At 65.8% G+C, this 18,823-nt stretch carries 21 protein-coding genes; all 21 read right to left on the reverse strand.

Features of this window, described 5'->3' with window-relative positions; genetic code table 11:
• The 21 genes from fliR to flgL all read right to left on the reverse strand — a co-directional run bounded on the left by fliR (position 1) and on the right by flgL (position 18,819).
• Positions 1-768, reverse strand: coding sequence for a flagellar biosynthetic protein FliR (fliR, locus tag ACR9Y6_RS10090; RefSeq protein ID WP_481281156.1), 768 nt, complete (start codon positions 766-768; stop codon positions 1-3).
• Positions 768-1,037: a flagellar biosynthesis protein FliQ gene (fliQ, locus tag ACR9Y6_RS10095; RefSeq protein WP_306851675.1), complete on the reverse strand. Its 270-nt coding sequence runs from the start codon at positions 1,035-1,037 to the stop codon at positions 768-770. The genes fliR and fliQ overlap by 1 nt, the downstream gene beginning before the upstream one ends.
• Positions 1,034-1,870, reverse strand: coding sequence for a flagellar type III secretion system pore protein FliP (fliP, locus tag ACR9Y6_RS10100; RefSeq protein ID WP_481281157.1), 837 nt, complete (start codon positions 1,868-1,870; stop codon positions 1,034-1,036). The genes fliQ and fliP overlap by 4 nt, the downstream gene beginning before the upstream one ends.
• A complete protein-coding gene (gene fliO, locus ACR9Y6_RS10105; RefSeq protein WP_481281158.1) occupies positions 1,867-2,280 on the reverse strand; it encodes a flagellar biosynthetic protein FliO in 414 nt (137 codons plus the stop codon). The genes fliP and fliO overlap by 4 nt, the downstream gene beginning before the upstream one ends.
• Positions 2,281-2,285: 5 nt before the next feature.
• On the reverse strand, positions 2,286-2,618 hold the full coding sequence (gene fliN / locus ACR9Y6_RS10110) for a flagellar motor switch protein FliN (protein WP_306851677.1): 333 nt from the start codon (positions 2,616-2,618) through the stop codon (positions 2,286-2,288).
• A 267-nt stretch (positions 2,619-2,885) separates the two neighbouring features.
• Positions 2,886-3,902, reverse strand: a complete 1,017-nt coding sequence (gene fliM / locus ACR9Y6_RS10115; protein WP_481281159.1) for a flagellar motor switch protein FliM — start codon at positions 3,900-3,902, stop codon at positions 2,886-2,888.
• Between the two features lie 16 nt (positions 3,903-3,918).
• Positions 3,919-4,410, reverse strand: coding sequence for a flagellar basal body-associated FliL family protein (locus ACR9Y6_RS10120; protein WP_481281160.1), 492 nt, complete (start codon positions 4,408-4,410; stop codon positions 3,919-3,921).
• Positions 4,411-4,613: 203 nt separating this feature from the next.
• Positions 4,614-5,711: a flagellar hook-length control protein FliK gene (locus tag ACR9Y6_RS10125; RefSeq protein WP_481281161.1), complete on the reverse strand. Its 1,098-nt coding sequence runs from the start codon at positions 5,709-5,711 to the stop codon at positions 4,614-4,616.
• A 5-nt stretch (positions 5,712-5,716) separates the two neighbouring features.
• Positions 5,717-6,169: a flagellar export protein FliJ gene (gene fliJ / locus ACR9Y6_RS10130; protein WP_481281162.1), complete on the reverse strand. Its 453-nt coding sequence runs from the start codon at positions 6,167-6,169 to the stop codon at positions 5,717-5,719.
• Positions 6,169-7,530 (reverse strand): flagellar protein export ATPase FliI, encoded by a 1,362-nt coding sequence (gene fliI, locus ACR9Y6_RS10135; RefSeq protein WP_481281163.1) that lies wholly within the window; start codon positions 7,528-7,530, stop codon positions 6,169-6,171. The genes fliJ and fliI overlap by 1 nt, the downstream gene beginning before the upstream one ends.
• Positions 7,527-8,192: a flagellar assembly protein FliH gene (locus ACR9Y6_RS10140; protein ID WP_481281164.1), complete on the reverse strand. Its 666-nt coding sequence runs from the start codon at positions 8,190-8,192 to the stop codon at positions 7,527-7,529. Before ACR9Y6_RS10140 ends, fliI begins: the two co-directional genes overlap by 4 nt.
• Positions 8,192-9,181, reverse strand: a complete 990-nt coding sequence (gene fliG, locus ACR9Y6_RS10145) for a flagellar motor switch protein FliG (protein ID WP_306852171.1) — start codon at positions 9,179-9,181, stop codon at positions 8,192-8,194. Before fliG ends, ACR9Y6_RS10140 begins: the two co-directional genes overlap by 1 nt.
• Before the next feature lie 13 nt (positions 9,182-9,194).
• The gene (gene fliF / locus ACR9Y6_RS10150) at positions 9,195-10,904 is read right to left on the reverse strand and encodes a flagellar basal-body MS-ring/collar protein FliF (protein WP_481281165.1); all 1,710 of its coding nucleotides are present in this window, start codon (positions 10,902-10,904) and stop codon (positions 9,195-9,197) included.
• Positions 10,905-10,941: 37 nt separating this feature from the next.
• Positions 10,942-11,271, reverse strand: a complete 330-nt coding sequence (gene fliE, locus ACR9Y6_RS10155; RefSeq protein WP_371022155.1) for a flagellar hook-basal body complex protein FliE — start codon at positions 11,269-11,271, stop codon at positions 10,942-10,944.
• Positions 11,272-11,338: 67 nt separating this feature from the next.
• On the reverse strand, positions 11,339-12,757 hold the full coding sequence (locus ACR9Y6_RS10160; protein WP_481281166.1) for a sigma-54 dependent transcriptional regulator: 1,419 nt from the start codon (positions 12,755-12,757) through the stop codon (positions 11,339-11,341).
• Positions 12,758-13,042: 285 nt separating this feature from the next.
• A complete protein-coding gene (locus tag ACR9Y6_RS10165; RefSeq protein WP_481281167.1) occupies positions 13,043-13,624 on the reverse strand; it encodes a PilZ domain-containing protein in 582 nt (193 codons plus the stop codon).
• Positions 13,625-13,653: 29 nt separating this feature from the next.
• Complete coding sequence (gene fliT, locus ACR9Y6_RS10170) at positions 13,654-13,950, reverse strand: flagellar protein FliT (RefSeq protein WP_481281168.1); 297 nt, start codon at positions 13,948-13,950, stop codon at positions 13,654-13,656.
• The gene (fliS, locus tag ACR9Y6_RS10175) at positions 13,947-14,363 is read right to left on the reverse strand and encodes a flagellar export chaperone FliS (RefSeq protein ID WP_481281169.1); all 417 of its coding nucleotides are present in this window, start codon (positions 14,361-14,363) and stop codon (positions 13,947-13,949) included. The genes fliT and fliS overlap by 4 nt, the downstream gene beginning before the upstream one ends.
• 22 nt (positions 14,364-14,385) lie before the next feature.
• Positions 14,386-15,744, reverse strand: a complete 1,359-nt coding sequence (gene fliD, locus ACR9Y6_RS10180) for a flagellar filament capping protein FliD (protein WP_481281170.1) — start codon at positions 15,742-15,744, stop codon at positions 14,386-14,388.
• A 139-nt stretch (positions 15,745-15,883) separates the two neighbouring features.
• Positions 15,884-17,326 carry a flagellin N-terminal helical domain-containing protein gene (locus ACR9Y6_RS10185; RefSeq protein WP_481281171.1) on the reverse strand — a complete coding sequence of 481 codons (1,443 nt, stop codon included), beginning with the start codon at positions 17,324-17,326 and terminating at the stop codon, positions 15,884-15,886.
• A gap of 296 nt (positions 17,327-17,622) precedes the next feature.
• Positions 17,623-18,819: a flagellar hook-associated protein FlgL gene (gene flgL / locus ACR9Y6_RS10190; protein WP_481281172.1), complete on the reverse strand. Its 1,197-nt coding sequence runs from the start codon at positions 18,817-18,819 to the stop codon at positions 17,623-17,625.
• Positions 18,820-18,823: the final 4 nt, after the last annotated feature.

Raw genomic sequence — 18,823 nt, forward strand, 5'->3', positions numbered from 1 at the left:
TCACCTCCCCATGAGCTGGCGCATGGTGTCCCATGCGGCCGTCTGCAGCGAATCGAACGCGCCCGGCAGGGCGCGCAGCGCAAGCCATACGGCCAGGAGGCCGAGGCAGATCGTGATGGGGAAGCCCACCGCGAAGAGGTTCATCGAGGGTGCCGAACGGCTGATCGCACCGAAGCCGAGGTTCACCACGAGCGTCGCGGTGAGCGCGGGCAGCGCCACGCGCACGGCGCCGCCGAACAGATGGCTGGCGAAAGTGAGCACGCCCCAGATACCGTTCGCGCCGATGCCCTGTTCGCCCACCGGCAGCGTGCGGAAGCTGTCGGCCAGCAGTGAAACGAGCTGCAGGTGGCCGTTCATCACCAGGAACAGCAAGGTCACGAGCATCGTGTAGAACTGGCTGAGCACCGGCGTGGTGCCGCCGACGCCCGGGTTCACCGTCTCGGCGAAACCCAGGCTCATCGCCTGCGACACGAGCTGGCCGCCGAACGACACCGCCTCGAACACGAGCTTGAGGACGAAGCCCAATGAAGCACCCACCAGGATCTGCTGCGCCAGCGTGGCCACGCCCTGTGCGGAAATCGGCCGGATGTCCAGCGGTGCCAAGGGGGCCAGGACCATGGTCAGCAGAAGCGCCAGGCCGAGACGGATGCGCACCGGGATCATCGTCGCGCTCAGCACAGGCGCCACGAGCAGGAGGCCCGAGACGCGGGCAAGCGCCCACGACGCCCCTCCGACCCATGCTTCGAGCTGGCCGAAGTCGATCGGCATCAACGCACCGCCTGGGGAAGGTTCTCGATCAGCGTGCGCGTGAACTGCACGAGGGTGCGCAACATCCAGGGCCCGGCGATGATCATCACCAGCGCCATGGAGATGAGCTTCGGGATGAAGCTAAGCGTCTGTTCGTTGATCTGCGTGGCGGCCTGGATCATGCCGATGAGGAGGCCTACCGCCAGCGCGGTGAGCAGCAGTGGCGCGCCGATCAGCATCGCGATGTGCAGGGCCTGCTGGCCGAAGCCGATGACCGTTTCCGGCGTCATGGGAAGAAGCTCCCCGCAAGCGTCCCCAGCAGCAGTGTCCAACCATCGACCAGCACGAACAGCATGATCTTGAAGGGCAGCGAGATGATCATCGGCGAGACCATCATCATGCCCATCGACATCAGCACGGAGGCGACGACGAGATCGATGATGAGGAACGGGATGAACAGCAGGAAACCCATCTGGAAAGCCGTCTTCAGTTCGCTCGTCACGAACGCCGGCAGCGCCACGCGATAGGGGACGGCATCCTTGTCGGCGTATGGCTGCTCACCGGCGAGCCTGGTGAACAGTTGCAGGTCCGGGTCGCGGGTCTGTTCGAGCATGAAATGACGGAACGGCGCGGCGGCGAGCGGCAGTGCCTCCTGCACGTTCATCTGGCCGTCCATGTACGGCTTGATCCCGGCGTCGTAGGCCTTGTTGATGACGGGCGTCATCACGAACAGGGTGAGGAACAGCGACAGGCCGAGGATCACCTGGTTGGGCGGCGTGCTGTTCGTGCCCAGCGCCTGGCGAAGGAACCCAAGCACGATGATGATGCGGGTGAACGAGGTCATCATCAGCAGGATGGCCGGCAAGGCGGTCAAGGCCGTCATCAGCGCCAGCATCTGGATCGACAGCGACCAGGTCTGCGAGCCATTGGCGCCCGGCTGCACGTTCAGCAGCTGGATACCCGGCGGCTCGGCGGCGAACGCCACGGCGGGCACGAACAACACGAAGAGCACCGCCAGCCACGACCAACGTCGCGCCCGCCCGGCACGGTGGGAATACCGCCCGTCAGCCCCTCGTCCTGCCCGGTGGGCGCGGACCCCGTCCGCGATAGCCACGGTCTTCATGGGCGCTTCCACTGTGCAAGAACGTCACGGAAACCACGCGCCACCGGCGTCGCCGAAGAAGGCGCATCGTCCTGCACCGGCGTGGCCAGGACGTGCAACGTACGCAGGCCGCCCGTGGGGGAAGCCCCGACCAGGAGTTGCGTACCGCCGACTTCGAGCAGCATGACCTTTTCCTTGATCCCGACCGGCATCGATTCGACGACACGGATCTTCCGGCCACCGGGGCGCACGCGCGCCTGGGCGCGGCGGCCGAACCAGCCGACGAAGAAGATGAGCGCCACGACGCCGATCAGGCTGACCAGCACGCGGAGCCATTCCGCGCCCGAATCGACCGCCGGGGCGGCGGCCGGGGACGCCATCAGGGCGCAGGGAAGGAAGCCACCGGCGAAGGCGGCGACGGTACGGCGCATGGGAATCACCGAAGCTTGCGGACGCGCTCGGCCGGGCTGATAACGTCGGTCAGCCGGATACCGAACTTCTCGTTGATGACGACGACTTCGCCATGGGCGACGAGGGTGCCGTTGACGAACACGTCGAGCGGTTCACCGGCGGCGCGGTCGAGTTCCACGACGGAACCCTGGTTGAGCTGGAGCAGGTTGCGGATGCTGATCTTGGTCCGGCCCACTTCCATGGCCATGGTGACCGGGACGTCGAGGATGACGTCGAGGTTCACTTCGTTGCCGAGGCCGATGGACGAGGCCAGCGTGGCATCGTTGGCGTTTTCGATTTCGTCGAGCGTGGCGTTCATGTCGTTCCAGTGTTTTGCGTTACAGAGGGGTTCGAAGCCCTGTGAAGCAAGCCGCGTGCCATGCGGTGGATGACGGTGGAACGGTGATGTTGGCTAGACGGATCAGGTACTTAGTGGTGAAGTCGGGACCGCGGTAAGCGAGTGACCTGTAGCGGCAGACGGAAAGCTGACGCTCGACGGCAGTTAGTCACCGTGACGGACCATTGGCGGCATGAGGGGTATGCCGCCTGCCGGCGGATTGCCGCTGAAGCGGCTCCCACAACGGTGTCAGGCCGGTTCGGTGGTTGGCGGGGTGGGGACCGTGGTCGAACGGGGGGCCGTGCGGCGGAGCAGCGATTCGAACTGGATCGCCTTGTTGCCGCTGGAATTGGCCATGCGGCCACGGAAGATGGGTACATCCTCGGCGAACACCGTGGCCGTCTCGGGCAGGTTGATCGGAATGATGTCGCCCTTGCGCAGGTGCAGGAAGTCGCCGATGGTCAGGCGCGCCTCGGCCAGCATGGCGGTGACCTCCACTTCCGCATCGAGGAGTTCCTCGTGCAGGTTCTGGATCCAGCGGTCGTCGCGTTCGGCGCGGTCGCTCTGCACGCCCGCGTCGAGCAGCTCGCGAATCGGCTCGACCATCGAATACGGCAGGGTCAGGTGCACTTCGCCGCCACCGCCGTCGAGTTCGATATGGAACCGCGACACCACCACCGTCTCGGTGGGGCTCACGATATTGGCGAACTGCGGGTTGATCTCCGAATTCAGGAACTCGAAGTGCATCTTCAATACCGGTGCCCAGGCCTCGGCCATGGCGCCGAATGCCTCCTGGAGCACGATCTGGATCACCCGGTTCTCGGTCGGCGTGAAGTCGCGACCCTCGATGCGGGCGTGGTAGCGGCCGTCACCGCCGAAGAAATTGTCGATGACGGTGAAGACCAGGCGCGGCTCGAACACCATCAGGGCGGTGCCACGCAGGGGCTTGATGCGAATGAGGTTGAGGTTGCTCGGTACCGCCAGCGAATGCACGTACTCGTTGAACTTGGTCATCCTCACGCCAAGGACCGACACTTCGCACGACTTGCGCAGCACGTTGAACAGGTTGGCGCGGAAGTAGCGGGCGAAACGGTCGTTGACCATTTCCAGCGTGGGCAGGCGACCGCGGACGATGCGATCCTGCTGGGTGAAATCGTAGTCGAGGATGCCACCGGGCGGCGGAAGATCGACCTCGGTCTCGACCGCGCCGCCTTCCACGCCCGCCAGGAGGGCATCGATTTCGTCCTGGGTAAGGATGTCCGTCATGGCCGCGAGGTTCCCATCACTGCATGATGAAGCTGGTGAAATAGACCGCGTCCACGCCCGGGCGCCCGATCTTTTCCTTCAGCACGCGCTGGATCTCGGCCAGTGCGGCGGCCTGGAGCTTCTGCTTGCCCTTCACGTCGGACAGCGACTTCATGTCCTGGGCCGAGAACAGCATCAGCAACGCGTTGCGGATCTCCGGGTCGGCCTGCCTGGCGGCGGCGATCGCTTCCGGATCGTGCGACATCACATTCACGCCCACCTGGAGGAAACGCAGCGCCGCCTCGTCCTGGAAGTTGACCACGAAGGCGGGATCGAGCTGGAGATAGACCGCCGGCTTCGACCTGGCCGCCTCGGCGGCATCTTCACCCGGCTTGCCATGGCCGCCTTTCAGCATGAACCAGCCACCGGCGCCACCGGCGGCCAGGACGACGAGCGCGCCGATGAGGAGCAGGCTGCCCTTCTTCTTTTTGCTGGGAGTCCCTTCGGCTTCTTTCGGTGCTGCGGCCATGCGTGAAAAACCTCTCGATACGGAATGCTGTGACGATGACGCCCTGGGACGTACCGTCAATGATGCGGGTGTTGCAAACGGCGTGCCATCCGGACGAGCCGTCTTTCAAACCGATACAGGGCGCCGTGGTGCGATTCGCCGGGCGGCGCCCCTCATAATCAGGTCGACAATTTGACGCTCGTCGGCTTTACGTCGACAGCGCGTCAGGCGACTTCATCGACCAGTCCGCGGGAAACGCGCGAGGTGACCGCCGTGGCGGCGACACCGATCGCCTCGGTGTCGTTGGCCTGACCCGCCGTGCCCTGCCCCCCGTTCTCGCCACCGTGTTCCGCCTGGCGCTGGCCGACATTGGCCTGTCCCAGCGAAAGACCGTGATGGGCGAGCATGCTGTCCAACTGCGACAGTGTCTGCTGGACAGCGTGTACCGCCGCCGGGTGCTGCGCCAGGATCGCGACGTTGACCTTGCCGCCCTCCAGGCTGACACGTACATCCATGCTGCCGAGTTCTTCCGGGTGAAGCTTGATCCGGGCCTCCTTGACCTGACCGGAGCCCATCCATGCGATCTGCTCGCCGAGTTCCTGGGCGAACTGCGGCGAGGTGGCCTGCTGCGTGGCCTGCACCTGCACGGCGGGCATGCCGCCCTGGTCGAGTCCTTGCGCATGTGCGAGGGGCATGGGACTGACGGCATCGGAGCCCGGCGAAGCATCGTCCTTCACCGCCGGAGCATCGCCCGATGCCGCCAGCAGCGAAGCGAACGGCGAGGCGATGGCGGCGGCCACGCCGCCACCGAAGGAGCCCGCCGGAGCGGCGGCACCGAGCGGAGCCTGGGCGCCGTCCTTCAGCGCGGCCGCTTCATCCATCGCCGCTTCCGTTCCCGGCAAGGCACCGGCCAATGCGGCGGCCGAACCGAGCGCCTCGCCAGCGACGGCCGCTCCATCCTTCAGCGTACCGAGCGCCTTCGTCGCCACGTCGGTCACCTTCGGCGGCACGCCGATCAGCGACAGCATGGTGGCGGCGATCGACACGTCGTCCGCGGGCTTGTCGTCCTTCTTCGCCGGCGGTTCATCCGTGTCGCGCATGGCGTCCTTCGCGGTGGCGGCCTTCGCCACCGGTGCGGCATCGTCACTTGCCGCGGGTTCCTTCGCCTGCTTGTGCGAATCGCGCGCGCCGGCGTGCGCGGCGTCCAGCGCGGCATCGAAGCGCTTCGACGGGGGCGTACCGTCCGCGTCACGGCCGGCTGCCGGTGGAACGGCCGGGGCGGCGGGACGGGAAACGTTGAGGGTGAGCGTGGCGTTGTTCATACGGATTACTCGTTCACATCGGTCGGCGTGGATGGACGTGGCTGGCGTCGATATTGCGAGCGTTCGTCGGCCTGTTCCTGCTCGCGGCGGTCCTGCGTCTTGCGTTCCTGCTCGCGATATTTCGTGGTGACCGAATCCAGTGCCTTGGCACGGCCACGCGCCTCGGTCCAATCCAGGCGCGCCCGTTCGAGCGCGCGTTCACGGCGCTGCACCTCACCCAGTTGCTGCACGATGGCCATGTCGATCTTCTGCAGGAATTGCTGCCGGTTGAGCAAGGCGCTCACGCCGATGCCATCGGGCATCTCGGCGTACTCGTTCCTGTAGCGACGCAGTTCCGTCAACTGGCGCTCCGCATCGGCGAGCGCGTGCTGCTGCACGGCCAGTGCGCGCGTGGCGTCCTCGGCCCGCTCGGTAGCCAGGTCGACGACGGGCTGGAGGCGATCGGCGCGCGAGGCCATCAGCCGGCCTCCGTGGTTTCGGCGAGGCCTGCTTCGGCCTCCTGGAGGTTCACCGGCACCTCGGTCTCCTGTTGCAGGAAGGCCGAAAGCCGCGGATAGAGCGCGATGGCTTCGTCGGTACGCGGATCGCTACCTTTCTGGTAGGCGCCCACGGCAATCAGGTCACGCTGCTGGCGATACGCCGAATACACCTGGCGAAAGCGCTGTGCCGACCGCATGTGCTCCTTGCCGACCACGGCGGGCATGACGCGGCTGATCGATGCCTCGATATCGATCGCGGGATAGTGTCCGGCCTCGGCCAGGTCGCGCGACAAGACGATGTGGCCATCCAGGATGGCCCGCGCGGAATCGGCGATCGGATCGTGGCGGTAATCGTCGCCCTCCGTGAGCACGGTATAGAACGCGGTGATCGAGCCGCGCCCTTCCGCGTCGTTGCCTGCCCGCTCGACCAGTGCGGGCAACATCGCGAACACCGACGGCGGGTAACCTTTCGTGGCCGGGGGCTCACCGATGGCCAACGCGATCTCACGCTGCGCCTGGGCGTAACGGGTGAGCGAATCCATGAGCAACAGCACGCGCTTGCCCTGGTCGCGGAAGTGCTCCGCGACGGCGGTGGCCACCTGCGCGCCACGCAGGCGCGACAGCGGCGGGGCATCCGCCGGTGCGGCGACGACGACGGCGCGACGGCGGCCTTCCTCGCCCAGCGTATGGTCGACGAACTCCTTCACCTCGCGGCCGCGTTCGCCGATCAGGCCCACCACGACGACATCGGCGTTGGTGAAGCGGGTCATCATTCCCATCAAGGTCGACTTGCCGACGCCCGAGCCGGCGAACAGGCCGATGCGTTGGCCGCGGCCCACGGTGAGCAGGGCGTTGATCGCCCGCACGCCGGTATCCAGGGGGGTGTCGATCGGCTGGCGGAGCATGGGATTGATCGGATCGCGACGCAACGGCGCGCGTTCGCGCGCGAGCAAGGGACCCTGCCCGTCCAGCGGAACGCCATCCGGCCCGATCACCCGGCCAAGCAGCGAATCGCCCACCGGAATACCCGAGACCGAGGCCACCGGGATGACCCGCGCGTTCGGCAACACGCCGTGCATTTCGCCCGTGGGCATCAATAACAGGCGTCCGTCCGAAAACCCGACCACCTCGGTTTCCAGCTGCTTGCCGTCGGCGCCCGCGACCATGCAACGGGCACCGACCGGCGCCTCGCAACCCACCGCCTCAAGCGTCAGCCCGACGACACGGCGCAGCTTGCCTTCGGCCTGCAACGGACGCACGTGCTCGGCGCTGGCACGCTGGGCCGCCAGCGATTCGCGCCAACGCGCGTTGCGCGCGGCGACGTGGTCGGCCGTGCTCACGGCGAGGCCGCCCCGTCATCGATGGAGGTATCGCCCTGCCCCTGCAGCACGCTGTCGACCACGGCAGCGAGACGGGTGCGCACGCGGGCATCCAGTCGCGAGTGCTCGCTTTCGAGGCGTACGTCGCCACGTTCCAGCGCCGGGTCGTCGACCACCGTGCCTTCGTGGTCCAGCGACGAGCGGTGCTCGCGCACGATGGCGGCGTCGGCCGGGTTCAGGTGGATCTTCAGGTGACGCGTGGCCGCCGGCAGTGCATCGACCGCCTGGCGCACCACGTCGAGGATCTTTTCCGGCCGCGTCGCTATCTCGTAGCCCAGCACGCGCTCGGCGATCACCGTGGCCAACATGGCCAGGTCGCCTGCCACGTCGCTATCCAGCTCGGCGAACGGCCGTTCCACCGCCGCGAACAAGGCGTCGAGTCGCGCCACCTGTGCGGCGAGTTCGCGCTTCGCCATCGCGCGGCCTTCGTTCAGGCCCGCATTGAAGCCTTCCTCGCGCGCCTGCCGTTCTATCGCCTCTATCTCCGCGACGGTCGGCCGCTGCGGGCCTTCGTCCGCCGTTTCGTCGCGCGCATTCGACACATCGGGCGCGCCGACGACGGGAAGTTCCCAGCGTTCGAACTGGCCCACGCGCTCGCGTGCGAGGATGGAGGTCAGGCTCATCAGACGAATTCTTCGCCGCCGCCGGCAAGGTTGATCTGGCCCGCGTCAGCGAGACGCCGCGCCGTGGCCAGTACTTCCTTCTGTGCCGCGTCGACCTCGGAAAGACGCACGGGACCCTTGACCTCGAGGTCGTCGCGCAGCATGTCGGCGGCACGCTTGGACATGTTGGAAAAGATCTTTTCACGGATCGCCGATTCCGCGCCCTTGAGCGCGGTGATGAGGCGTGCCGACGGAACCTCGCGCAACAGCGTCTGCATGCTGCGGTCGTCCAGTTCGGCGAGGTCGTCGAACACGAACATCAGTTCCTCGATGCGTTCGCCCAGACCCGAGTCGATGCCGCGGATGGAGGCCATCAGCTCGGCTTCGCGCGAGGTTTCCATCGCGTTGAGGATATCGGCCGCCGCCTTGAGGCCGCCCACGCTCGCCGACTTTAGCTTGTTCGAATTGCCCGAGAACTGGCGCTCCATGATCTCGTCCAGTTCGTTCAAGGCGTGCGGCTGCACGCCATCGAGCGTGGCGATGCGCATCACCACGTCGCTGCGCGTGCGCACGGGAAGGTAACCGATCACTTCCGCCGCCTGGTCGGACTCGAGGTGGGCCAGCACCAGCGCGATGATCTGCGGATGCTCCTGGCCGATCATTTCGGCGATGGCCCGGCTTTCCATCCATTTCAGCGATTCCAGGCCCTTGCTGCTTCGGCCCAGGAGGATACGGTCGATGAGGCCGCCGGCCTTGTTTTCGCCCAATGCGTTGACCAGGATGCGGCGGATGTACTCCTCGGTACCGACGCCGATCGACGTGTGCTGGCCGACGTCTTCCTGGAGTTTCGTGAGGACCAGGTCCACCTGTTCCTTGGTCACGTTCTTCAACGCGGCCATCGCCGTGCCCACGGCTTGCACGTCGCGCGCGCCGAGGTGTTTCAGGATGGACGCCGCGTCTTCCTCACCCAGGGTGAGAAGCAGGATCGCCGCTTTTTGCGCGCCCGTCAGGGCCTCTTTCTGTTCAGCCGCCATCGTCGGACACCCAGCTCTTCACGACTTGCGCCACCTGTTTCGGATTTTCGGCGGCCATGCGCTTGGCAAGGCCCACCTTCTGTTCGTAGGCCAGCAACGCGGGCGAGCCGAGTTGGGCGTGGGATGTGCTGACACGGTCGGGCGTCATGTCGTCGTCATCGACCATCACCGAGACACTCGGCATCGGTCCCGCCAGCGCGACGTTGTTCATGGCCAGCGGGGTGGGCTTCAACAGTCCCTTGAGGATCGGACGCAGGACGAAGAACCCCACCAGCAGCGCGATCATCACGCCCAGGCCCTGCTTGATCAGGTCGAGCATGCCCGGGCGCTCCCAGAAAGGCGCGCTGACCGGCGCTTCTTCCGCGGTGGCGCCATGGAACGGTTCGTTGATCACGCTGACACTGTCGCCACGCTCGGTGCTGAAGCCCACGGCGTTCTTGGTGAGTTCGGTCAGGCGCGACAGTTCCTCCGGCGTGAACGGCACGCTCTTGGTCTTGCCGTCCTTGTCGGGCACCTGCTTGTTGTCGACCACCACGGCGACCGAGAGGCGCGCGACCTTGCCCGCCGGATCGGTGACATGGCTTACCGTGCGGTCGAGTTCGTAATTGCGCGTGGCGCTCTGCGTCTGCTGGGTCGGCGTCTGCGCGGTCTGCGTGGCTGCGGCCTGCGTCCCGGGCTTGGCGGCACCCGCGGCGGGATTGGCCGCCGTCGCGTTGGCGCCGGTGTTCGGCGGCTGGTTGCTCAACGCGCCCGGTACGCCGCCGTTGTTCGCCGGCTCGGTGCGCGTGTCGCTGTTGGTCTGCTCGCTGCGCAGCGCCGGATTGTCGTGGTTGAAGGTCTCGCTGGCTTTCTCGGTCTGCGAGAAGTCGAGGTCGGCGAAGACCTGGGCGCGCACCTTGCCCGCGCCCACGAGCGGGGTGAGCAGGTCTTCGACGCGCTGCGTGTACGTGGCCTCGATGCGATTGGACAGGCGAAGCCGGCTGTCGCCGATGGCCGAGGCGCTGTCCGGATCGCTCACGGTGAGAAGGTTGCCACCCTGGTCGATCACCGAGACCTGGCGAGTATCGAGGTCGGGCACGCTGGCGGCGATGAGGTGGACGATGGCGGCCACCTGGCCCTGGTCGAGTTGCCGGCCCGGATACAAGGTGACGACCACCGAGGCGCTGGCCGGCTTGTTGTCGCGAATGAAGGCGGACGGCTTGGGCAAGGCCAGGTGCACGCGCGCCGCGCGCACGGATTGCAGGCCGGCGATCGTATTGGACAGGTCGTTCTCGAGCAGCGACTGGTAGCGCGAACGTTCTGCCATGTCGCTCATGCCGAACGGCGAATCGGCCTGCGGAACGGCGCTGGCGGCGCTGCCCTGCGGCAGTCCCTGGCCAGCGAGCTTGAGGCGGACGCCGGCGACATCGGCGGCAGGCACGAAGATCGAGCTGCCGTCCGAACTCAGCGTATAAGGCGTGTTGCCTGCCTGCAGCGCCTGGGTGACGGCAGCGGCATCCTTCTGCTCCAGGCCGCCGTAGAGCAGCCCGTAGTTCGGCGCACGCGACCACATCACCGCGGCGATGCCGATGGCGACGGCACCGGCGATACCGGCCAGCATGAAGATCTGCCGCGCCGCGGGCGTCTGCGCCAGCGACTTCAGCGAGTCCATGCGTGACGCGTTATGGCTGTCCGTGGTGGCTACGCCGTTATCTGCCATGGTTCGACTCGAATCCTGTCATTGCGCTCATGCCGAATCAGATCGACATGTTCATGATTTCTTTGTAGGCATCGACCATCTTGTTGCGCACTTCGGTCATCGCGCGGAACGAGAGATCGGCTTTCTGCCCCTGGATCATCACCTGGGCGAGATCGACGCCCGGATCGCCGCGCTCGAATGCCGTCGCCATTTTTCTGGCTTTGTCCTGGCTCTGCGCCACGCCGTCGATCGATTGCTTGAGCAAGTCGCCGAACGAACCCTTCGCCGCTGGGGCGGCTTCGCCTACGCCGCGCAGGGCGGGCATCTCGGTCTGCGCACTGATACGGCGCATCTGGAGCAGGAGGCTGTTGACGTCGATCGTGGTCATGACGGTTTTCCAACGCGTTATCGGCTTTGCGTCACCCGATGCACGACCTGTGCCAAGCGTCGAGGGATCAACCGGCCTGGACCGTCTCGGACAAGCCGTACTTACGCAACTTCTCGACCAGCGTGGTGCGCTGGACGCGGAGCAGCTTGGCCGCGTGGGCGACGACGCCGTTGGCGGAGTTCAACGCCTGGCGGATCAGGCCGATCTCGATGCCGGCAAGGTGATCCTTGAGGTCCAGGCCACCCTGGGGCAGGACCGAAGGGTCGCCTTCGCCGGCATAGCCGAAGGTCTCGGCGATTTCCGGCCCGGCTTCCATCATCGCGATGAGCGCCGCGCCCGATACTTCCTCGACCGGCAGGACACCCCGGTACTTCTCCGGAAGGTCGGCCGCGCGTACTTCGCCGTGCGGCATGAGGATGGCCATCCGCTCGACCAGGTTCGACAATTCGCGCACGTTGCCCGGCCAGCCGTAGCGGCACAGGGCGCCCATGGCGCTCGGCGAGAAGCGGATCGACGATAGCCCGCGATGGACCAGGCGCTGGTTGAATTCGGAGATCAGTGCCGGCAGGTCTTCGAGGCGCTGGCGCAACGGCGGCATCTCCAGCGGGAACACGCTCAGGCGATAGAAGAGGTCTTCGCGGAAGCCGCCGCGCTCGATGGCGTCCTCGAGGTCGCGGTGGGTGGCGGCGATGATGCGCACGTCGCAACGCTGCGGACGATTCCCGCCCACCCGCTCGAACACGCGCTCCTGCAACACGCGCAGCAGCTTCACCTGCATCGGCAGGCTCATGTCGCCGATCTCGTCCAGGAAGAGCGTGCCGCCCTCGGCCATTTCGAAACGGCCCTTGCGGGTACTGATCGCGCCGGTGAAGGCGCCCTTCTCGTGACCGAACAGTTCGCTTTCGAGCAGCTCGGCGGGGATCGCACCGCAGTTGATGGCGACGAAGGGCTTGTCGCGGCGCGGCGAACAATCGTGGATGGTGCGGGCGACCAACTCCTTGCCGCTGCCGGACTCACCCAGCACCAGCACGCTGGAATCGAATGGAGCGACCTGGCGGATCAGCGCGTTCACGCGCTGCATCGGACCGGACTGGCCGACGAAGCGGCGGCTGGACGGCATCGGTTCCATGCGCGACTGCAGGGCGCGCAAGGCTTCGGACAGGCGCTCGTAACGCAGCGGCATGTCCACCAGTTCCACGTGCTGGCTGCGCACGTCATCGGCGATCAGCGAAGTGGCCAGCGGGGAATCCGCCGCGACCAGCAGCGGCAGTTGGCGGCCGCCACGCCCGAGCAAGGAAAGGTAGCCTTCCAGTTCGTTCTCGTCGTCCACCATGCCCACATAGGCACCGCGCCAGTTTTCCGATGCTTCGGCCAACTGCATCTGCTTGGCCAGCACCGGACGGTAGCCGAGGAAGGCCAGCGCGGAAACGATGCTGTCGGCGCGGGCGGTGTCGGATTCGACAACGAGAAAATTGGAAGACTTCACCTGGAGTACCTCGCATGACGTGTGGTCGAAGGTCTGGAAACGGTTCCGCGATGGAATTCCGTCGACCTCGTTGCAAGGTATCAATCAAAGAGCGTGCCAACGTCGGAAATCCGGCGCACGACGGCTGAAATGCATGTGCTACCGCGACCCTTCCGGATGTACGCGGAATCCCTTTCGATCACTGCCGGACGAGCGGGAGGGCGCCTGGTGTCAATCGTGACGATAGGCGTCACGAATGTGACGCGGGACGCCACGCGACGTTCGGACGTCACGTGACGTAAAAGGTCACATCGCGTCCGCGGCGCCTTCCGCAGGGCGGGCCTGGGCCCGTGCTTCGGCGATCTGCCGCCGGTGCTGGCGGAAAACCAGCCGCTCCAGGCCATCCCGCACGGCTTCGGACAAGCCCTCGAAACCGATGAATCCCTTGCCGTCCTGCGGGCCGGCCAGGCGTACGCCGGGGAGTTCCAGAGGCAGTGCGCGACATACGTCGAAATGGATCTTGAGCAGGACAGGCTGACCTACGGGTGGCAAACCGTGCCAGGGCAGTACGGCACCGGCCGCGTTGAAACGCAGCGGCATGCGTGGCGGCAAGCCCGACTGGGGAAGCAGGAGCCGGTTCACGATCTCCATCAGGACATTGAGCTTGGCGTCGAGCCGGGCCACTTCCTGGGAAAGCGGACTGTCGTCCTCGACGGGATCGCTGCGACGATCCATGAGCGCCGACACCGCGACCAGGACGCTGGCGTTGCGGTCGTTGATGAGGGACAGCGCGGCGGCGTCCGGCCGCTCGACGGCATCGCAAGTGGCGTGGAACGCCGCGTCCCAGGCGACGCGATCGGAGAATGCCTGCCAGTCTTCGCCGCTCATCCGCCCCACCCCCTGCCGAAGATCAACGCTCAGAAGGAACTATACGCGGCCACGGCCCGGCGTACCCGGCGGGAAGCGTCCCACGCGACGGAAACCTCGTCGCGGGCCACGGAGACGAGATCCTTGATGAGGCCGTCGAGCAACATGATGGACTTCAACGACTCCAGGGTTTCCGGCGCGGGACGCATGCTGCCGCCCCTGAGGACGGGCTCGCGCTCGGCCTCCAGTTCCGCCAGCTCGTCCCAACGTCCTTCGCTGGCCGCGGCATGCATGGCCTCGGTCAGGCCAAGGGCGCGGTCGAGGTCGCACCAGACGACGCCGGTCACGCGCCCACTCCGGCGGGTTGACGGGCCTCGACGGGAATCGCGATCCAGCTCTCGCGGATCTGCCCGAGCAGGCGAGTCACCTCGTCCAGGGCGTCCGCATCGTCGTGCAGGTTGGCGTGCAAGAGGCGGCGGCTCATGTAGTCGTACAGGCTATCCAGTTGCCCCACCAGCGGCGACTTCACCTCGTGGTTCAGGGCCGACTGCAACGCGCCGACGATTTCGATGGCCTTCGAGATGGCCTCGCCTTTGCCGGCCACATTCCCGGTCACCATGTGTCCGAGGGCGAAGCGGATCTTCTCCAGCGCACCGTCCATCAGCATGGTGATAAGGCCGTGCGGGTCGGCGGTTTCGATGCCGCCTTGCGTACGGACCTGCTTGTAGGCGCCTGCGCCCTGGGAATATCCGAGTGCCATGAGTCTTTTCCTGGAGAAGCCGTCAGCTCTTGCTGGTGGTCAACGCGTCGAACTGCTGCTGGAGGAAGCTGCTGGTGTTGCTGAGCTTGGTCATCATCGTGTCGAGCGCCGTGTACTGCTTGGTCAGGCGGTCGGAATAGGCCTTCATCGTGACGTTGAAGTCCGTTTGCTGCTGGGTGAGATCCTTGGCCTTCTTGTTCAGGTTGGCCGTGCGCTGGGTCAGGATGCCGCTGGACGAGGTCCAGCTGGTGATCAGCTTGTCCAGCTTGGACGCGATGCCATCGCTGCCGCTGATCAGGCCCTGGGTTTCCTTGGGATTGGTCGCGAGCGCCTTGGTCAGCTTGGTCGAATCGAACTTCAACGTGCCGTCGATCTGGAAAGCCACGCCGAGGTCGCTGAGCGATTTCGGGCCGGCGCCGGTGCCGGTGGACTGCGAGCCGACCAGGGAGGTGATCTGGCTCTTGATCGAGCTCAGCGTGGCGTCGCCGATGAGGGCGCCGACCTGCTGGTTGGTCGCGTCGTACTTGGTCAGCGTCTGGTAGGTGGAAACGAAAGCGTTGTAGGCCGCGACGAAGGAGGTGATGGCCGTGGACACCGCGGTGGGGTCGTTGGCGATGGTGACAGTGCTGGTACCCGTCTTGGACAAGGCGAGGGTGACGCCATCGATGGCGGTGGCCACGGTGTTCGACGGGCTCGTGGCAGGAAGACCATCGATCGTGAACTCCGCGTCCTGCGCCTTGACCGTCGCGGAATCCGTCGACGGATCGAAGTTCAACTGCGACAGGTTACCGTCACCACCGCTGGAACTCACCGTGAAGGCGTTGGCCGCGCCGGTGGAGGTGGACGTCAGTACGAGGTGCGCGCCATCGGTACCCGTGACGATGCTGGCGGTAACGCCGGGATTGTCCGAAGCCTTGTTGATGGCATCGCGGATGTTCTCCAGCGAATTCGCGCCGGATGCGACGTTCAGGCTCATCGACTTTCCGCCGATGGCGATCGTGAGCGTGCCGGTGCCCACCTGGGTCTTGCTGGTGGCAAAGGCCGTCGAGGTGGTTTTCTGCGAGGTGGCCAGCTTGCCGACGACGATGTTGTACGTGTTCGGCTGGGCATCCGCGTCCGCGGTGGCGGAAAGGATCGTCGAGTCACCGACGGAGGTCTTCTGCGTCGTGAACGCGCTACCGTCCGTCAGTGCCTTCATCGCGTTCTGCAAGCTCGTCAGCGACGAGGTGAAGTTGCCGATCGCGGAAATCTGGGTGGTGTTCGCGCTTACCTGGGCAGCCAGGGAGCTGTCCGTCGCCGCGCGCTTGTTGTTCGTCAGGTTGGTGACGATGCTCGCGACGTCGATGGAACTGGAACCGAGGGTGATGGGATTGGTGGCCATGAAGCTCTCCTGGAGGACGCCTCACTGCCCTGGGCGCCAATTTGTCGGCGGCTGGCTCCCTTTCGAGTGCCAACCGCCGACAACTAAGCAATTACCCTGCCAATCCCGGCCTTGGCCGGGACTGGCGGTTTGAAGCCTGTTACTGGAGCAGCTTGGAGACGATCTGCTGGGCCTGGTTCGCCTGGGCGAGGACCGAGACGCCGGCCTGCTGCAGGATCTGGGCCGAGGACATGTTCGCCGTTTCCTGGGCGAAGTCGGCGTCCGTGATGGCGGACTTGGACGAGGTCAGGTTCTGCGAGATGTTCTGCAGGTTGGAGATCGTCGACTCGAAGCGGTTCTGCACTGCACCGAGGTCCGAACGGAGGTCCGAGACCGACTGCAGGGCCGCGTCGATGCGGTTGATCGTCTGGTTGGCGCCGTCGACCGTCTTGACCGAGGAGTTGGCCAGGGTGTCGGTCGTGGAGACCGCCAGCGTACCGGCGGTCAGGCCAGCGTCGGCCGGAGCCGTGCCACCCACCGTGATCGCCTTCGCCGAAGCGAACTTCACCGCGCCGTCGGAACCGACGTAGGCATTGATGCCCTGGCCCGACTTGGCGTTGATGGCGTCGGCCAGGTCCTGCGCCGAGTTGTACGTGCCGGCGAGGTCGAACGAGGCGTTGTCACCGACCTGCAGGGTGACCGCGCCGGCGGCGAGCGTGACCGGAGTCTTGTCGCCGATGCTGACGCCAGCAGTCGAAGAAGTGGTGCCGAAGATCGACGCATTGGCGCCGCCGATGACCGGTGCCGTCGCGGTGTTGCCCGTGGCCGTGCTGGTGAACTCGATGCGGCCGGTCGTGGCGTTGACCGAAGCCGTGGCCGTGGCGCCGGCGCCCAGCTGCGTGTTGATTTCGGCGGCGACGCCAGCGGCGTTCGTCAGGTCCGTGGTCAGGCTGACCGCGGTGCCGTTGACGGTGAAGTTGGCAGGTACGGTCGAGAAGTCGGCGGTGGCCAGGGCCTGGCCGGCCGTGGTGACGGCGCCCGAGGCGGCGGTGGCCGTGAACGCCAGCGAGGCGGAACCGGAGGCCAGCTGGCCGACCTGGTTGGCCTTCATGCCCTGGTTCAGGCCGACGGTGATCACTTCACCGACGTTGGCACCGACCTGGAAGCTGAGCGAGTTGGCCGAACCGTCGAGGACCTTCATGCCGTTGAAGTTGGTCTGCGTGGCGATACGCGTGACTTCCGCCAGGCGCTGCTGGACTTCGGCGTCGAGCGCGGCGCGGTCGCTGTCCGAGTTGGAGGCGTTGGTCGACTGGACGGCCAGTTCGCGGATGCGCTGCAGGTTGTTCGTGACTTCGTCCAGCGCCGATTCGGTCGTCTGCGACAGCGAGATGCCGTCGTTGGCGTTCTGCACGGCGCGGTTCAGGCCGTTGATCTGCGTGGTGAAGCGGGTGGAGATGGCGAGGCCGGCGGCGTCGTCCTTCGCGCTGTTGATGCGCATACCGGAAGACAGGCGCTCGATGGCCGAGGACAGCTTCGTCTGCGAGGTGCTCAGGTTACGCTGAGCATTCAGCGACATGATGTTGGTGTTGATGGTCAGAGCCATGGGATTGATCCTTTGTAAGCGGAACCGAAATGCCGGAGGTTGTGCGGCGTAGTCCGGCGGGGTTCCGTTAGGGAAGCCTTCCGCCTCAGAGAGGTTTACGGCACGCCGGGAAGAAACTTGAGAACTTTTTCTACCTGTCAACCACTTTCTTGATCAGCACCCGCCAAAGACGCCTCGCCGGCCGCTGTCAGGGTTCCTTATCGGCACGTGCGGCCCCGGGTTTAGGCCTCGATGCAAGAAAAAAAAGGCGGCCTCGCGGCCGCCTCCCATGCACTTCAACGGGATTGACGCGTTTCTTATTTGAGGTAGTTGAACAAGCTCAGGTTCTGCATCTTCACGTACGACTGCTGCGCGGCGTCCAACGCGGATTGCTGCTGGGTGAACTTGCTGATGGCGCTGGCGTAATCGAGGTCCTGCAGGTCGGAGAGCGTGCTGGCGTACTGTAACTTCACGTCCGCGCCGATCTGCGTCTGCTGATCGAGCGTGTTCATGCGCGCACCGATCTTCGTGCGCGTATCGAGGAAGCTGGTGGCGGCCTGGTCCAGGTTCTGCAACTGCGCGTTGATCTGGTTGTTCATCGCCGCGCCGCCACCCGGTGCTTCGAAGGCGTTGATGATGCCGGCCACCGAGGAGAAGACGTCTTGCGAGGACGAGGGGCCCACGGCGAAGGTGTCGCCCGTGGCGGGATTGCCTGTGACATTGAGTTGCGCACCCTTGAAAGCGATGGTGCCGGTATCGCCCGTGTACGTTCCCGTGGAGATGACCGTATTGGTGGGGTCGTTGACGTCGCGGATCTCGTAGTCGGTGGGCGAGGTGAAGGTGATGCTGTAGCTGCCGCCGTCCCAGGCGCTCGCATCGGTGACCGAAGTGGCGCCCACCACGGCCGTGCCGGTATTGGTGGCACCCGCGCTGGTGACGAAGGTCCCGTTGCCGCCGCGGATCGACATGAAGACATCGGCGCCGTTGTCGCCGGTGGCGACCTGCAGGCCCGCCGCCGCGGCGACCATGCGCTGGCCCTGGTCACCGCCATAGCTCACGTCGAGGCCGTCGATGGTGAAGGGCTGGGTGGTGGTACGGTTGCCCGCGAAGATGTATTCGCCCTGCCCGTCCTTCGTATTGCCCAGCGCGACCAGCTGTTGCAGTGTCTGTCGCAATTCCGTCGCGATCGATTGCCTCGATTCGTCCGTCTGCGTGCCATTCATGCCTTCCAGCGTGAGCGAACGAATGCGATCGAGGATATCGCCCGCCGACGAAAGCGCCTGCTCTTCGACGGACAAGCGGGTGGTGGCCGATTGGATATTGCGTGTGTACTGGTCGTTCTGCGCACTGGCGGAATTGGTGTCGACGGCGCGCGCGGCGGCCGCGGGGTTGTCCGCGGGTGTCTGGATCGCCTTGCCGTTGCCCAGCGCGAGCTGGGTCTGCGACATCTGGTACTGCCTGTCGAGCATCGAGTCGACGGCTTGCTGCTGGCCCCAGGAAGTGGAAATACGCATGGTC

Source organism: Luteibacter sp. TLI7-4A, assembly GCF_056754745.1.

Coding starts and splice junctions, on each gene's coding strand:
- fliR (WP_481281156.1), bottom strand. CDS start 768: ATGCCGATCGACTTCGGCCAGCTCGAAGCATGGGTCGGAGGGGCGTCG.
- fliQ (WP_306851675.1), bottom strand. CDS start 1,037: ATGACGCCGGAAACGGTCATCGGCTTCGGCCAGCAGGCCCTGCACATC.
- fliP (WP_481281157.1), bottom strand. CDS start 1,870: ATGAAGACCGTGGCTATCGCGGACGGGGTCCGCGCCCACCGGGCAGGA.
- fliO (WP_481281158.1), bottom strand. CDS start 2,280: ATGCGCCGTACCGTCGCCGCCTTCGCCGGTGGCTTCCTTCCCTGCGCC.
- fliN (WP_306851677.1), bottom strand. CDS start 2,618: ATGAACGCCACGCTCGACGAAATCGAAAACGCCAACGATGCCACGCTG.
- fliM (WP_481281159.1), bottom strand. CDS start 3,902: ATGACGGACATCCTTACCCAGGACGAAATCGATGCCCTCCTGGCGGGC.
- ACR9Y6_RS10120 (WP_481281160.1), bottom strand. CDS start 4,410: ATGGCCGCAGCACCGAAAGAAGCCGAAGGGACTCCCAGCAAAAAGAAG.
- ACR9Y6_RS10125 (WP_481281161.1), bottom strand. CDS start 5,711: ATGAACAACGCCACGCTCACCCTCAACGTTTCCCGTCCCGCCGCCCCG.
- fliJ (WP_481281162.1), bottom strand. CDS start 6,169: ATGGCCTCGCGCGCCGATCGCCTCCAGCCCGTCGTCGACCTGGCTACC.
- ACR9Y6_RS10140 (WP_481281164.1), bottom strand. CDS start 8,192: ATGAGCCTGACCTCCATCCTCGCACGCGAGCGCGTGGGCCAGTTCGAA.
- fliF (WP_481281165.1), bottom strand. CDS start 10,904: ATGGCAGATAACGGCGTAGCCACCACGGACAGCCATAACGCGTCACGC.
- fliE (WP_371022155.1), bottom strand. CDS start 11,271: ATGACCACGATCGACGTCAACAGCCTCCTGCTCCAGATGCGCCGTATC.
- ACR9Y6_RS10165 (WP_481281167.1), bottom strand. CDS start 13,624: ATGAGCGGCGAAGACTGGCAGGCATTCTCCGATCGCGTCGCCTGGGAC.
- fliS (WP_481281169.1), bottom strand. CDS start 14,363: ATGGCACTCGGATATTCCCAGGGCGCAGGCGCCTACAAGCAGGTCCGT.
- fliD (WP_481281170.1), bottom strand. CDS start 15,744: ATGGCCACCAATCCCATCACCCTCGGTTCCAGTTCCATCGACGTCGCG.
- ACR9Y6_RS10185 (WP_481281171.1), bottom strand. CDS start 17,326: ATGGCTCTGACCATCAACACCAACATCATGTCGCTGAATGCTCAGCGT.
- flgL (WP_481281172.1), bottom strand. CDS start 18,819: ATGCGTATTTCCACTTCCTGGGGCCAGCAGCAAGCCGTCGACTCGATG.